Origin of the sequence: Nostoc sp. UIC 10607, from assembly GCF_047228265.1 — a bacterium.
GTDB classification, from domain to species: Bacteria; Cyanobacteriota; Cyanobacteriia; order Cyanobacteriales; family Nostocaceae; genus Nostoc; species Nostoc foliaceum_A.
The window spans coordinates 54,771-69,744 of record NZ_JBIQNW010000036.1 but is presented as its reverse complement, the minus strand read 5'-3'; the positions used below and the strand labels follow the sequence as shown (position 1 = coordinate 69,744).

Genomic DNA, 14,974 nt, shown 5'->3' with positions numbered 1-14,974 from the left:
AAACATAGGACAGGTGCTGGATTTGACGTTATTTTCAGCTTACTACCTGTCCCTTTCCTTATCCCGAACTCAGGTTAATTTAGAACTTATTTATTGACAGATTAGACAATATGTGAGTTTTAAAAAGCTGATTTATCGCGTTTCTTAATTGGTTGTAATAGAGTCTGTTGCGAGGGGTGCACATATCTTATTGGTAGCAATTTAAGCCAAAACATGAGAGAAAACCCTCGTTTCCAGGTCTAAGAAAGAAATGCAGATCATTGGGGGACTGCCGCTAATAAACGATGCGGCAGCCCTCCAGTGGGCATTCTCAGCCACAGGCTGGAAACGAGGCAAATTAAGGACTTCAGACCTGATTTGATGCAAATTGAATGCTGATTAGCTGATAAATTTTTTGGTAAATCCACGCAACCGGATTAACACTGGCTTCGCCCAATATCCACCCAACAAATCGTGCAACAGAGTATAAAAACAGGGGATGATAAACAGCGTCAGCACTGTTGCCAAAGACAAACCCGAAAACACTACTACGCCTAATGGTTGCAGAAATTCTGAGCCTTCCCCAATTCCTAACGCTAAGGGGAACATACCTAAAACGGTGGTAATAGTTGTCATTAGTATTGGTCGTAGGCGTTGAGGAGCAGCTTTCAAAATCGCAGTTTTCCGGTCAACTTTTTCCCGTTCCAGAATTTGATTTGCCAATTCCACCATGATGATGGCGTTATTAACCACAATACCCACCAGCAGAACTGCACCGACAATCACTGTCGCCCCAATGGCAGTTTTGGTGATGTAAAGTCCGAAAATTCCCCCGGCTAATGCTAGAGGAATTGTAAACATAATTACTAGCGGATCAATGAGGGAATTGTATTGCACCGCCATTACCACAAAGACTAGAAATGCAGCTAATCCACCTAACAGTTGCAGTGAGCTTTGTAGTTGCTGATTAGATTCAGCTGCTGAACTGGGTAAGCGGCTAACACCTTCAGGTAAATCTAGACTATCTAGTACCGTACTCACCTGTTCTAGAGCACCACTGAGGCTAGCTCCTTCAGTCAAGTTGCCAGCAATTAAGAAAACCTGACGCTGGTTGATTCGCTGAACTTCTCCTGGGGCTTGAGCCTCAGCAATTTTGGCAACATCGCTCAAGCGGATTTGGCGATTGTTATCCACAAACAACGGCAACCTCTCTAATTGAGAAGCTGCTTGTAATGATTTTTCATTCAACTTTACCCGGACATCGACTAAACGGTTGCCGCGTTGCAACTGAGTTGGTACGCTACCTTCAAGAGCAGTCTGAATTGTTTCTCCAATCTCTGTAGTAGTTAACCCCAAAGCCGAAACCCGCTCCCAGTCAGGAATAATCTGAATTTCTGGTTGGCGATCGTCTGCATCGGGACGAAATCTCGCTAGGGTGACTTGCTCTTCCAAGGCTGCTAGTACCTGACGACCAGCTTCTTCTAAAGTATTTGCGTCATTTCCTTGAAGCATCACGTCAACATCAGCACCACGGATGGGAGAGTTACTGAGAATCAAACCCCGCACTTGACCAGGGGAAAGGCGCAGGCGAATTCCTGCTAAATTTAGCTTGTTCAACTCCTGGGTAACTCGTTCTACATAAGCTTGCACATTAGTACCTGTTTTCAGGGTAATGTTGCTGGAAGCTCGTAGGGCATTAGCATTGGTAGTGTTTCCAAAGAGGGAGCCACCAATTGTAGAGAAAACATATTCCGTTTCTGGCTGCCTGCGGATAATCTCATCCACCGCAACCATGACTTTTTGGTTGGTTTCTAAAGGTGTACCGGGAGGAAACTGGGCATTTAAGTTGGCTTGTCCGGTGTTGATGCGGGGAAGAATTTCTTGGGGAATTTGCGGTGCCATCCATAAACTAGCGCCGCCGAAAAGGATAATAGCGATCGCCACTGTAGCCACCCGCCAGCGTAATATCGCAGCTAAAAAATTGCCATATCCTCTCGTAGAAGCATCAAAGCGGCTATTAAACTTTTGCAACAGCCAAAATTCGCTCAGACGACTGGAAAATTTCCATGCCAACATGCGGGAGGCAAGCATCGGTACAACAGTCACGGCAATCAAAATTGAAGCCGCAACAGAAAAGGTAATGGTCAGAATTAACTCATTGAAGAGTAGTGCGATAAAGCCGCCGATGAGCAAAAACGGCAACACTGCCACTAAGTTTGTACTAGTGGAAGCAACTAAAGCTGATTCTACTTCTTGGCTACTTTTTTCAGCCTGGTAAATTAGTTGCTGCGAAGTCAAGCGGGTTTTATTATCCTTACCGGGAGTCATCCCAGCACCCTCAGCAATGTTCTCCAACATAACGATGGAGTTATCTACCACAATACCCACACCCAGCGCTAGACCACCCAAACTAAAAACATTGAGAGATAAGCCAAATAGCCCCATCAAGATGATGGCAGCTAGGGTTGCTAGGGGGATGGCTAGGACGATGATGAAAGTTTGTCGTAGAGAACCGAGAAATAGAAGAACTGCGATCGCTGCTAGTGCAGTGCCGATCAACCCAGAACTGGTAACATTCGAGATTGAATTGCTAATAAACCGTGACTCATCCAAGGTAGGTGTAAGAACTGTCCCTTCGGGAATTACTCCAGATTGCCGGAGTTCTTCCAAGCGTTTTTTCACACCCTCGACAACATTTATGGTATTAGCATCGGGCTGCTTTTGGATGCTGACTTTTACAGCTTGTTCCCCGTTGAGTAAGACGTACACCCGTTGTTGTTCTGAGCCATCAATGACTTCGGCAAAGTCGCGCAAATAGACGCGGCGGTTCGGAGTAGAGGAGGTAGGGGTAGATGAGGTCGATGACGTAGCGGGGGAAGAGACTTCAAAAGAAAGATTGCTGATTTCATTGGCATTTTGGAACCGCCCAACGGTACGGGTTAATGGTTCAGAATTCTGCCCTAAAATCCGACCGCCAGAAATATCTATGTTGCGATCTCTGAGTTCATCTAAGACATCGGTCAAACCTACACCCAAAGCTTGCAACCTATCCAAATCAATATTGACCCTAACTTCTTCTTGAACTCCTCCCGATATGTCTACCCCTGCGACTCCGGATACAACACTCAGTTCGCGGGCTAGTTCTTCTTCGGCAAAAACGCGCAAATCAACGCCTTCTAGAGAGGGTGAAGTTAATGCCAATTCGTAAACTGGTAACTGCGAAGGATCGACTTTAAATAAACGTGGTTCTTCGATGGCCTCTGGTAATGTGCTTCTAGCTCTGTTAAAAGCAGCTGTAGCGTCGTTTAAAGCTTGGTCAATATTGCCACCGGGTTGAAAGAACAGATCCAAATTTATCTGTCCCTCACGAGTTTGGGAAAAAATCTGTACCACACCCTCGGTAGCGGCAAAAGCTTCTTCCAGTGGTCTTGTGACTTCATCAACTGCTACCTCTGGGGAAACTCCAGGTGCTTGTATTCGCACACCAATTCGAGGATAGGTAATTGATGGTAGTAGATCCACGGGTAATTTGACGACAAAAAAGACACCCAGCACTATCACTGCTAGGGTGAGCATGAGTGTGCCGATGTGTTGGCGGATTGATATAGCGCTGAGGCTAAATCCGCCACCATTTTTTACTTGCTGCATTACTGTCGCTGTGCTCCAATTAAAAAGGCAAAATGAAAAATTCCAAAAGACATTTTGAATTTTTAATTCCCTTGAGGGACTGACTCTGCTGTTTCGGAAAGAATTGATAAACGTACAGCGTCACCATCTTTTAGGGGTTGACCACTGCGAACAACATAGCGCTCACCTGCTTGTAAGCCAGATAGAATTTCCACTTTGCCATCAGCCCTTTTTCCTAAGGTGACAGCACGCGATGCCACTTCCGTCTTACCTTCTGTGTCTTTCACCACAAATAGCGTCCCAGTTAAGTTTTCTGCCCTTGGGGCATTGGCAGCGTTAGGTGGGTAAGAGGGCTGTTGGTTTGTTTGTGTCTTACCTGTACTTTTGGAGTTGTTGCCCCCTGCTTGTTTCTGAATAGCTGTTTGCGGCACTACAACTCGCTGTTGAGTCTGGTTTTCAAAATTGACTCGCGCCAGCAGTCCACTACCAATCTTCCCTTGAGTGTTGGGAATCACTACCTCTACAGGTATCAAGCGAGCTGTGGCATCGGCAGCTGGAGAAATGCGCGTAACTCTGCCCATTAATGTTTCGTTGGGGAAAGCATCTAAGCGCACTTGTACAGACTGCCCAACCTGAATTTGTGCCAGTTCTAATTCGGAAACTTGCACAACGACTTTGACACGGTTAAAGTCGCCAATTTTCAAGACTTCGCTACCTGCTTGCAGAAGATTGCCGGGTTCTGTTACCTTTTCTGTGACTACGCCAGTGATGGGGGATGTGAGCCGAGCGTAAGACCTACGTTCTTTGGTTTGAGCAACCAACGCCTGTTGGGCAATTACTCTACCTTGGGCAGCGGCGACAGCTTGCTGTTCTGTACGGACTTGCTCTTGAGCTGCCCGCAGTGCCTGGGCAGCTGTTTGCGCCTGGGTACGTGCTTGCTGGGCAGTTTGTTCAGCGATCGCTCCGGCTTTGAATAGATTCTGTTGCCGTTCTGAGTCTGCCTGAGCTTGCACCACTTCTAGCCGCGCCCGTTCAACGTCTGCACGGGCATTACTTACCTGATTGGTTGCCCTAGCTACTTCTGATTTGAGGGCAGCTAGTTCTGCTTCTGCTTGCTTTAATTCGGTCAAAAGTATGGCATCATCTAACTGCCCAACGTTCTGCCCAAGCTTTACTGTATCGCCCACATCTAAGTTCAAAGCCAACAACCGGGCTTCCACTTGCGATCGCAGTGATACAATTCGAAACGGTGTTGTATTACCTGTGTATTCTGGTTGTGTTTGCAGCGAGTCAGTTCGAGCGAGCGCCACATCTACAGGTGTTGCACTACCGCGTTCTCCAGCACCAGGTTGCTGAGATTGTGCTCCGGCTGATTCTTTGGGCAGTGAGCCGCAACTTGCCGTCAGCAGTCCTATACCTACCAAACAAGGAATTAATAAACTTCTTACAGAAGTGGAGAAAAAGAAGTAATTTTCCCCTTTCGCTTTTCCACCTGTTGAATTAGTACTGTTTGCAAGAAGTCTACTCTTTAAATCTGCGATCGCCACTTCACTATTCACAAATGAATCTAACTGGATATTAATTAGTTGGTTAGCGACTCCGTGATCTTTCATTTTCACCTGTTTGTGCGGCTTATTCGTGTCCAAAATCATTCATTTTTCTCCTATTGGGGAGCTTTTGGGGTTAAACAGCCGTGTTTTACCAAGTAATTTTGAGAGATATAATTAACCAAAAACGGCGAGAATGAATAAGCTGTCTAACAGTAAGTTTCTGTATCAGAAATTACTGTTTTCCCACAAAAGTCCAAAATTTCTCACCGCTCTACTTCTGACGCAGAGGTAGATAAATCTTCTTGCAGATAATAAATTATAAACTTAGTATAAATATTTGTCATTTTTCTGGAATCTACCCATAGGAGAAACCTCGATTTTTCTAAAGATATGAAAATTTTTGTTACATATCATAATATGGGCAGTATTACAATAACTACTTTTATTTTTACGTATTTATTTTTTCTTGGCATAAATACTACTACGTATAGGTTTTTGTTTTCTTTATTAAGAATATTAAAGATTTGTTGCTTTTTAAGTCTATAATGTAGTGGAAAACACTATTTTTTCTTACCCCCCTTGCGTAATATGGCAAGAAACAGGGCGATAAGGACCATAGCAACAACAGCAAGAATGAAGTTTTTTGCCAGAAAAATATTTGCATTAAGTGAGGAAGGTAAGGCGTGACATCATTGCTCAAAATCGTACACACCACTCATGAATCCCAGATTTCCGAATTTTTCCAGGAATCAGCAGGTAAGTGGCGATCGCAACGACGCTACTACACCCTACCTGAGGGAGAAACCAAGGAGATAGAAAGTATAGTTACGATCAATTTTTTAGAACAGGGCTGTGATGAATTGCAAAAGCTAGCTCAGATGCACGATTTGTCTGATACAGGTAGTTTAATCTGTGGTGCAGCAGTTGTATGGGAAAGTACGGATGTGCTGAAGGCAAAAAAGGAGTCGCAAGGTTCAACAATATTTGGGGTGATGGGAAACATTTTGTATCGCGATCGCGGTTTTGCCATATCCAAACCAGTCACCGCCCAGTATTATTTCTCCAACCCGAAAACACTGTGTTTGCGAACTGAATACAGCGGTTCAGTTTTTGAGGAAGAGTTAAAGCTAATTGGCAGTAAATACCGCACTAGACAGACCATCATCTCTCGTGCTGGTGAGCAGTTGATGATTGGCCAATATTTAGAAAAGAGAATAGAGAGTTAGTTTATTTTTGAATTTTGAATTGTCAACGGGTAGTTGTGGCTGGGGGCTATAGCCTCACCCGTTTTGGAACTACCCAGCATCTAGCTATCAACTGGCAATATAACTTTTTATAACAGTTTTTCAAACTTTCCCCCAGAAAGTTCACTGCCATGTAATCATGGGAAATGAAATGAGAATTAATTCGGCGACAGTGTTTGTTTTTAGTATTGACAGGCTTTTCCCTTTTGGTATTACAGACTTCTCTCCGAAATCTAAATCTCTACAAACTTATGATTTTGGAGACATTTAATGTCAATTTACGTTGGTAACCTCTCCTATGAAGTTACACAAGATGCGCTAAGTGCTGTATTTGCAGAATATGGTGCTGTAAAGCGTGTTCAGCTACCTACTGACCGTGAAACAGGCCGTTTACGCGGCTTTGCTTTCGTGGAAATGAGTTCAGAAGATGAAGAAACAAAAGCCATTGAAGCGCTTGATGGTGCTGAATGGCTGGGTCGTGACCTTAAAGTGAATAAGGCCAAGCCCAGAGAAGACCGAGGTGGAGGTGGTTCTTTCGGTGGAAATCGTGGCGGTGGTGGCGGCTACAACCGTGGCGGTGGTGGTCGCTACTAAGCTAAGTAGGCGAAAGTCATTTAGTTGAATCTAGAAAAGGCTCAGGCAGGAATGCTTGAGCCTTTTTTATGCAAAATCTTTACTTGTTGTTCATAATCTTCATGTTCCTTTCGAGTAGCTAGACGGGCGCTGATGATATGGATAACATTGGAAAGCTCAGTGAAAGAAATCAACAGCAAGAGATTTTGTTGAGAGTGACCAATAAAACCACAAGAGAGCATAAAATATGCAAAACACTCTAAAAAATACAGTCACAAATAAATTCTTGAACTAGGCGATCGCATCTCTCCAGACAAGCTTACCAATAGGCGATTCTTGAAAACAAGATGATATGCGATTACCTGCAAACTTCTACTTTTACCTCATAACTCCAAACTTCGAGTTTAAAACTCGACACTTCAGTTTTATGAGAGGACTGGGGTTTAGAGAATAGTTTTAGACTACCCTTTAGCATCTCACTGCCCCATTCCCAATTAATAATGTGTTCCCGACTTGCGATGATGCACTGCTGTAGCGCCATCTTGATTTAGGACTTTACCATTCTCGACAGTCGCATAAACTAGCCAGTGGTCGCCAGATTCCATCCGATTTTTTACGGAACATTCAAGATATGCTAGGGCATCCGTAAGTATGGGAGAACCGTTTTCCGCTTCTTCGGCAGCGACATCAGCAAATCGGTCTTGTCCTGGACCGAATGGTTTGAGGAAGTGCTTCATCAATCCCAAATGATTGCCTTCTTTAAGAATGTTGAGGACAAATTTGTTTCCTGTGTGCGTCAGTGTTTCTACTGCGCGTTCTTTGGCGACGGCAATGGTTAAACCAGGTGGATTAAAGCTAGCTTGAGCTACCCAAGAGGCTAACATGGCACTGGAGCGATCGCCTTCTTTTGCTGTGAGAACACAAAGAGAACCGACAATCCGACCAACTGCTTGTTCTACAGTTGTTGCAGGTTGACTTGGCGATCGCACTTTTCTAGCTTTCTTCAGGGCTTGGGCAAAGTCGGTTCCAGCTTCTTCACATAATTGTAAGGTGGCATCATCGGGCTTGAATTTGACGCGGATGGTGTCAAAACCAAACCGATAGCCAGCATCTTTCAATTTACCCTCAATTAAATCAACTGCTTCCCCACTCCAGCCAAAGGAACCAAAGACACCAGCGAGTTTATTGTTAGTAGCGGTGGATAGTACAATTCCTAAAGCTGTTTGCACGGGTGTGGGTGCATGACCGCCGAGGGTCGGAGAACCGATGATGAAACCACCGGCTTTCTCTACAGCCGCCCGGATTTCTTCTGGTTCAGTAAATTCGCAGTTAATCGATTCTACAGCGACACCGGCTTTTGTGATGCCACGAGCGATCGCTTGGGCTAATGTTGCCGTATTCCCATAAGCCGACGCATAAATCAGCGCTACTGTCAAGTCAGCAGATGTTTGCTGCTGACTCCATTGGCGATAAGCTTTGGTCAGGTCGATTAAGCCATAGCGTACCAAAGGCCCGTGTCCAGTGGCATACATTCTCACGGGAAAATCAGCTAGTTTATCCAGCGCTGTTTCTACTTGACGGGCGTGGGGAGCCATGAGGCAATCAAAATAATAGCGCCGATCCTCGTTATATACTTCCCAGCCTTCATCAAATACCTGATCTCCACAAACATGCGCTCCAAATAACTTGTCTGAGTAAAGAATTTCTGTTTGGGGATCGTATGTGCAAAGTTGATCTGCATAGCGTGGATTGGGGGTGGGGATAAATTGTAAATTATGCCCGTTGCCTAAATCGAGGGTTTCTTCGCCCCGCATCACAAGAATTTGTAAATCTGGATTTTCTAGCGCACTACGTAAATTAATCGCCCCTGGATTAGAACAAACAAAAATGATTTGCGGGGCAATTTCCAACAAAGCTTTTAAAGTTGCAGCGCGGTTGGGGTTGATGTGTCCCAAAATTACATAATCTAAGTCTTCGAGATGGAAACGCTGCTGCAACGCTTTTAAATAAATTTCCGTAAACGTTTCCCCTGGAGGATCAATTATAGCTGTTTTCTCGCTTTCGATTAAATAAGAATTAGCAGTTGTACCCTTAGCAAGAGCGTATTCAATTTCAAACCTGAGCCTTGACCAACTGCGCGATCGCAGTATTCTTGTATCTGTAGCTATTGGATAAACTTGAACATCACGGGGTTTATTTGTTGACATGGCTGTTTAGGGAGTTAGGAGTTATGAATTAGGAGTTATGAATTATGAGTTAGGAGTTGAAGAAAGTGGTTAATTCAAAGCTCTGTACTTCCATGTAGACGATGTATTTCGTTAAACTCGTCCTTACAACTCCTAACTCCTCACTTTTTAATAGTGATTACCTACTTTGCGGTGATGCACAGCAGTTAAGGCATCTGGCTTAGAAACTCGTCCGGCATAGACAGTGCTGTATACTGCCCAATGGTCGCCGCAATCCATTCTACTGACGACTTCGCACTCCATGTAGGCGAGGGCATCGTTGAGGATGGGGGCACCATTTTCGGCTGGCTGGGTTCTCACTCCTTCAAAGCGATCGGCACCAGGGGCGAACCGCTTCAAAAAGTGCTTCATTAATGGTTGGAAATTGCCTTCTTCTAAGACGTTGAGAACAAAGCGATCGCCTACTTGCATGAGTGATTCAATTGCCCGATCTTTGGCGACTGCAATGGAAAATCCCAAGGGTTTGAAGCTAGCTTGAGCAACCCAGGAAGCTAACATGGCACTGGAAACATCGCCTTTTTTGGCGGTGATGATATATAACCCACCGCTGAGTCTACCTAATGCTTTATCTAAGTCAGCACCAAGGGATTTCATGGCTTTGATACTGCGATCGCGTGTTACCCATTGACCTAAGTCAGTACCCGCTTCTTCACACAGCTTGTAGATGTTTTCTGTGGGTATTTCTTTAATCCGAATCGCTGGAAAAACTGTTGTCAAACCCAAATTTCGGAATTTACTAAGTAAAGGATCTATTGGCTCATCATCGCCACCGCCAGTTTCAAACACGCCGATAGCCTGCTTTTCTTTCGCAGATCCTAAAACTGTGCTGAGTGCAGCTTGAATGCTCGCAGCGCCAGAAGCCGGAGGTAGACCAACAATTAGTCCAGCACAACGGCTAACTAATTCTCGCAGTTCTTGTAAATCTACTTCAGATCCTAAATCGACAATTTCCACGGCGACACCGGTTTTCCCGATACCGTTGGCAATTGCTTGCGCGAGGCGATCGCTATACCCATATTCGGAAACGTAAAATATCCCAATCGTTGTTTCTGCCTTGGTTTGCGTTTGGCTCCAAGTGCGGTAACGTCCAACCAGTTCTTCAACATTATGGGATAATAATGGCCCGTGTCCTGTGGCAATCATACCGATGGTTTTCAGTTCTCCCATCCGCTTCAGGGCAGATAAAACTGACCGGGCATTCGGCCCCATCAAGCAATCGTAGTAGTAATGAAAGTCTTCTTCGATAGCCGCCAAGTCTTCATCAAAGGTGCTATCTGAGCAATAGTGCAGCCCAAAAGCATCGCAGGTATAGAGAATTTTTGTTTTGTGGTCGAAACTGAAAATAGTATCCGGCCAATGTAAATTTGGAGCAATCACGAATTCAAATTCATGCCCATTGCCCAAATCTAAGCGATCGCCATTTTTCACGATCCGCCGTTTAAATGGCTGATGTACGAAATCCTCAAGAAACTGAATTGCCACTTTAGAACCGACAACGGTAATTTCTGGAACCATTTGCAGCAAATCTTTAACTAAACCGCTATGGTCTGGCTCGGTGTGGCTGATAATCAAATAATCAATATCAGTTGGCTTGATTAGTCCGGTCAGTGTATCGAAGTATAGTTGACGAAACTTTTCGTGGGAGGTATCAACTAAAGCAGTTTGCTCCCCACGGATGAGAAACGAGTTATAAGTAGTACCGTTTTGCAGACCAAACTCAATATCGAAGCGATCGCGATCCCAATCCAAAGAGCGAATAGCCGTCGTCTCTTGAGCGATTTCCACAGTCTGTATGGTGAGCCGTTTTTCAGTTTTTTCGGTGAGCGCTACCATAACTCCCCTCCTTAACACAATGAGTATTTCTTCCTCTAGGTTTATTGTGACACGGGATGAATGTTAATTTTTATTAAAAAACCTATGACTGACTTAAAAAAGTTAAAAGTGTGAAACCGCATAAGCACCCAGAACACACAGATAATATTTGGCTAGCTTTGGAAATTGGGAATTCCCGCCTGCATTGGGCGTTGTTTGTTGGCGAAACGCTTTACTCAGCTTGGGATACCGACCATCTACCTGAGTCTGTCATACAACAGTTGGCTGAATGTCAAACCCTGAATGATTTACTAGAAAAAATTTTTCCATCCCATCAGAGAACTAATGAACAAGAAGGATACGGAGACAATTCCCTTCCTCTCTTTGCGTCTCTCCCTCCCCTCCTTTTCGCCTCTGTAGTTCCCAGCCAAACTGCTATTTGGCAAAGTTATCCCAACATTCGTGTTATTACATTAGACCAAATACCGCTAAAAGGTGTTTATCCCACACTAGGAATTGACCGCGCTTTAGCTTTATGGGGTGCGGGGAAAATATGGGGTTTTCCAATATTAGTCATTGATGCGGGGACAGCGCTAACTTTTACGGCAGCGGATGCTAATGAGTGTCTAGTTGGAGGTGCAATTCTGCCGGGATTAGGTTTGCAATTTGCAACTCTTGGTCAACAGACAGGACAATTACCATTAGTAGAAATGCAAAACTTTCCGTCTTTACCACCACGTTTTGCTCTCAATACTACAGAAGCTATTCAAAGTGGAGTTATTTACACTGTCTTAGCTGGAATTAAAGAATTGATTAAGGCATGGTGGCAAATATTTCCTAATGGGAAGATTGCGATTAAAGGAGGCGATCGCATTTTATTAATAAACTATCTACAAGCTTTATATCCTGAAATTGCAGAATATTTAATTGTGGAACCAAATTTAATTTTTTGGGGAATGCGAGAAATAGCAAAACTGCTCTAAGTTAGACCCAGAGCAGCTTAAGATTAATCAATTAGAAGGTCGGAATTGAGCTTTGATTCTCTGAGCAATGGAAGTAGCTTCACGGCGAATCCTCTCAGGGTCAACCGTGAGCATCCTACGTTTTTCCATTAGAACTTGCCCATTTACAATCACACTATCAACATCTTGGGAATCTGCTGCATAAACAAGATGTGAGATGACATCGTAAAGCGGGAGCAAGTGTGGTTCTTTAAGCTGGACTTGAATTAGGTCTGCTTGAAGTCCCACCTTAATCGCACCAATTTTATCTGATAAGCCGAGTGCTTCTGCACCACCAAGTGTTGCCATACGCAAAACTGTCTTCGCCGGTACAGCAGTGGGGTCAAGGGTAGTCCCTTTATGGATGAGGGCGGTGAGGCGAATTGCCTTCCACATATCAAGAACGTTATTCGATGCGGCTCCATCCGTACCTAAACCAACTTTAATTCCCGCTTTCAGCATCGCCGGAATCGGCGCAAAACCAGAAGCCAGTTTCAAATTCGAGTCAGGATTGTGGATAACACCAACACCGCGTTTAGCCAGCAGGGCGATTTCACTTGCGTTAGGCCAAACAACGTGTGCGGCAAATACACGCGGTTCCAGGAAGCCGAGATTGTCTAAATGTTTGACTGGGGTTGCGTTATAGCGTTGCTGGACATCTTTAACTTCAGCTTGTGTCTCTGCCAGGTGAATTGTCAACGGCACATCGTAATGACGCGCAGCCTGAATAGCTTGGACGAGATGCTCTGGCGAGACGGTGTAGGGAGCGTGTGGAGCAATAGCTGGTATTATACGTTCGTTCTTACCTTTCCAATGTTTCAGAAAATTTATCGACGAGGCAAAGGCATCATCCCATCCTTGGAAACCAGGGCTGGGAAAATCTATTGACGAGGGCGCAATAATGGCGCGTAAGCCGCATTCACTAACGACTTTGGCAGCGACATCTGGCTGAAAGTACATATCAACAAAGGTTGTTGTACCACCGCGTATCATCTCCCAGCAGGCAAGCTGTTCGCCAACGCGGACAAAATTTTCATCAACGAACTTCCCTTCTGCTGGGAAGATGTAATTCTGGAGCCAATCCTGCAACGCTAAGTCGTCTGCAAGACCACGAAACAGAACCATTGCTGAGTGAGAATGACCGTTGACCAGACCCGGCATCAGCACCATACCGTCGCCTGGCAGCGTCCTGTCGGCTCTGTAAGATGACGTGATTTTGTATTGTGTATCTACTGCAACAATTTTGCCGTCCTTAATGGCGATCGCACCATTCTGGATGACGGGTTGTGCTTCGTTCATCGTTACGATGAAATCGCCACCCACAATCAGTTGTACTCTTTGCTTCCCTTGAGCAACTAGATTATAGTTACTCTGAGCAATAACTATCTGACCGAAAAAGACGAACAACGTCGTACAGACAAAAAGAACTAATAGCTTATAGTATTTTGTCAGATGATATTTCACACTAAAATATCCTTGTTGAATTTTTGTCGTGACTTTATCATCCGTCTAATTGCTACTAATTTCACCATTAAAAATTGTGATTTACACTCATATATCTGTAAGCATTCTTCACAAATTGTTAGTCTTGAATAGCAACCTTTAATCGTTTCTTAATCACTTTCTTTGGAGAAAAATAATCGTTACTAAATAAGACTCTCATTAAAAATGAGAATTGATTATAGACATAATATTAGGAAATAAACCTTCAAACCCTGTTATTGTTTGAATTTTAAAAGTTGCTTTTGAATTTTCTTATCCTAGAATAATTAAAGCTGGTCACAAATATCTAAAGCTTCTGTGACCAGCTTTCATCAATCTTGGAAAAGTTAAGGAATTTTTGATATTTAAATCCACGAAAAATTAAAGTTTTCTTAGAGTGTCCCAAGAGGGTTAAGCTTTGGCTTTCTGAGCAGCAACTTGTCTACGCTTTATCAACCAGGCGATGCTACCAGTGAGAACTGTGCCACCCGTTGTTAATGGTTCAGGGACTGGGGTAGTAGGGGTAATATTAATTAATCCATTGTTCTGATCTATTGTTCCCTCATATCAATTCTTTGTAAAGTTGGATACTTTGCGGTTGCTTCCAGCAAAACGATAAGTCCAAATGCTCAATTCCCTTTAATAAACTCCTGAATCTCAACTGCTACAACTCCAGCACAAGATTCTGGTAAGTCATTTCCGGCATGAGCAATCATTTTCAACTCGACTTTCGGCATCAGTTGAGCATAAACCCGGCTCTTGGCTAAAGCATCTGGTGTATCTTGGCCACCTTGTAAAATAAAAACTGGCACATCTATCATGTAAAGCCGCTTTTGTACTAATTCCGCCTCAATTTCTGCTTGTCGCCGTTTGAAAAGTAACTGGCAACCGATGGGATACGGCAATAGCGACTGACGCAGCTGCAAGTCCTGTGCAATTTTTTCATGCCAACCTAAGATTTTAGTGAAGGGAGTTAGCGATCGCAACAATTTAACTATTAGGGGTGGATAGCTTAGTAATCGCCGCATCTTCTGGCAATACTGTTCTTGTCCTTCAATCTCTACACCCTCTGGTGCGAACAGTATCAAACCATCAACTTTCTCTGGATACTTTAAAGCATAGCTAGCAGCAATCCAACCCCCAAGAGAATGCCCTACTAAATATACTTTTTCTAATTTGACAGCTTGTAGGAATTCAGCTAAACACTCTACTTGTAAATCTATCGAATGGTGGATATTCGGATTTTCTGATTCACCAAACCCTAACAAATCAGGCGCAAAGCAATGGAAATCTTGTGCAAGGGACTCCATTACAGATAACCATTGACTGCTCTCATTCCAAGCACCATGTAGAAAAATTATAGGAGTTTTTTCACCGACTTCACGCCAGAATATTAGCCCTTGAGAGAGCTTTATCCGCGAGTTACGGAATAGTGTATCCATTTTAATTTAGTAGTTAAC

Annotated in this window: 10 protein-coding genes; 3 read left to right on the top strand and 7 right to left on the bottom strand. The window is 43.9% G+C overall.

Going from position 1 to position 14,974, the window contains the following annotated elements:
* Positions 1 to 378: 378 nt before the first annotated feature.
* On the bottom strand, positions 379 to 3,627 hold the full coding sequence (locus ACEYW6_RS24475; RefSeq protein ID WP_412981797.1) for an efflux RND transporter permease subunit: 3,249 nt from the start codon (positions 3,625 to 3,627) through the stop codon (positions 379 to 381).
* A 62-nt stretch (positions 3,628 to 3,689) separates the two neighbouring features.
* Positions 3,690 to 5,258: an efflux RND transporter periplasmic adaptor subunit gene (locus ACEYW6_RS24470; protein ID WP_412981796.1), complete on the bottom strand. Its 1,569-nt coding sequence runs from the start codon at positions 5,256 to 5,258 to the stop codon at positions 3,690 to 3,692.
* 581 nt (positions 5,259 to 5,839) lie between these two features.
* On the opposite strand from ACEYW6_RS24470, the gene ACEYW6_RS24465 reads away from it, so the two are divergent.
* Both ACEYW6_RS24465 and ACEYW6_RS24460 read left to right on the top strand, forming a co-directional pair.
* A complete protein-coding gene (locus ACEYW6_RS24465) occupies positions 5,840 to 6,382 on the top strand; it encodes a phycobiliprotein lyase (RefSeq protein WP_412981795.1) in 543 nt (180 codons plus the stop codon).
* A gap of 288 nt (positions 6,383 to 6,670) precedes the next feature.
* Positions 6,671 to 6,994, top strand: coding sequence for an RNA recognition motif domain-containing protein (locus ACEYW6_RS24460; protein WP_412981794.1), 324 nt, complete (start codon positions 6,671 to 6,673; stop codon positions 6,992 to 6,994).
* Between the two features lie 473 nt (positions 6,995 to 7,467).
* On the opposite strand, the gene ACEYW6_RS24455 is transcribed toward ACEYW6_RS24460, so the two are convergent.
* Positions 7,468 to 9,180, bottom strand: coding sequence for a diflavin flavoprotein (locus tag ACEYW6_RS24455; RefSeq protein ID WP_412981793.1), 1,713 nt, complete (start codon positions 9,178 to 9,180; stop codon positions 7,468 to 7,470).
* A 147-nt stretch (positions 9,181 to 9,327) separates the two neighbouring features.
* Positions 9,328 to 11,052, bottom strand: a complete 1,725-nt coding sequence (locus tag ACEYW6_RS24450) for a diflavin flavoprotein (protein WP_412981792.1) — start codon at positions 11,050 to 11,052, stop codon at positions 9,328 to 9,330.
* Positions 11,053 to 11,162: 110 nt separating this feature from the next.
* Between ACEYW6_RS24450 and ACEYW6_RS24445 the strand changes: the two genes are divergently transcribed.
* Positions 11,163 to 12,014, top strand: a complete 852-nt coding sequence (locus ACEYW6_RS24445) for a pantothenate kinase (RefSeq protein WP_412981791.1) — start codon at positions 11,163 to 11,165, stop codon at positions 12,012 to 12,014.
* 27 nt (positions 12,015 to 12,041) lie between these two features.
* Here the strand turns inward: ACEYW6_RS24445 and ACEYW6_RS24440 are convergent, their stop codons facing one another.
* From ACEYW6_RS24440 to ACEYW6_RS24430, 3 genes are all read right to left on the bottom strand, one after another.
* Entirely contained in the window at positions 12,042 to 13,496 is a 1,455-nt protein-coding gene (locus ACEYW6_RS24440) for an amidohydrolase (protein WP_412981790.1), read from the bottom strand.
* Between the two features lie 429 nt (positions 13,497 to 13,925).
* Entirely contained in the window at positions 13,926 to 14,042 is a 117-nt protein-coding gene (locus ACEYW6_RS24435) for a PEP-CTERM sorting domain-containing protein (RefSeq protein ID WP_412981800.1), read from the bottom strand.
* A 101-nt stretch (positions 14,043 to 14,143) separates the two neighbouring features.
* On the bottom strand, positions 14,144 to 14,956 hold the full coding sequence (locus ACEYW6_RS24430) for an alpha/beta fold hydrolase (protein ID WP_412981789.1): 813 nt from the start codon (positions 14,954 to 14,956) through the stop codon (positions 14,144 to 14,146).
* Positions 14,957 to 14,974: the final 18 nt, after the last annotated feature.

Coding starts and splice junctions, on each gene's coding strand:
- ACEYW6_RS24475 (WP_412981797.1), bottom strand. CDS start 3,627: ATGCAGCAAGTAAAAAATGGTGGCGGATTTAGCCTCAGCGCTATATCA.
- ACEYW6_RS24470 (WP_412981796.1), bottom strand. CDS start 5,258: ATGATTTTGGACACGAATAAGCCGCACAAACAGGTGAAAATGAAAGAT.
- ACEYW6_RS24460 (WP_412981794.1), top strand. CDS start 6,671: ATGTCAATTTACGTTGGTAACCTCTCCTATGAAGTTACACAAGATGCG.
- ACEYW6_RS24455 (WP_412981793.1), bottom strand. CDS start 9,180: ATGTCAACAAATAAACCCCGTGATGTTCAAGTTTATCCAATAGCTACA.
- ACEYW6_RS24450 (WP_412981792.1), bottom strand. CDS start 11,052: ATGGTAGCGCTCACCGAAAAAACTGAAAAACGGCTCACCATACAGACT.
- ACEYW6_RS24430 (WP_412981789.1), bottom strand. CDS start 14,956: ATGGATACACTATTCCGTAACTCGCGGATAAAGCTCTCTCAAGGGCTA.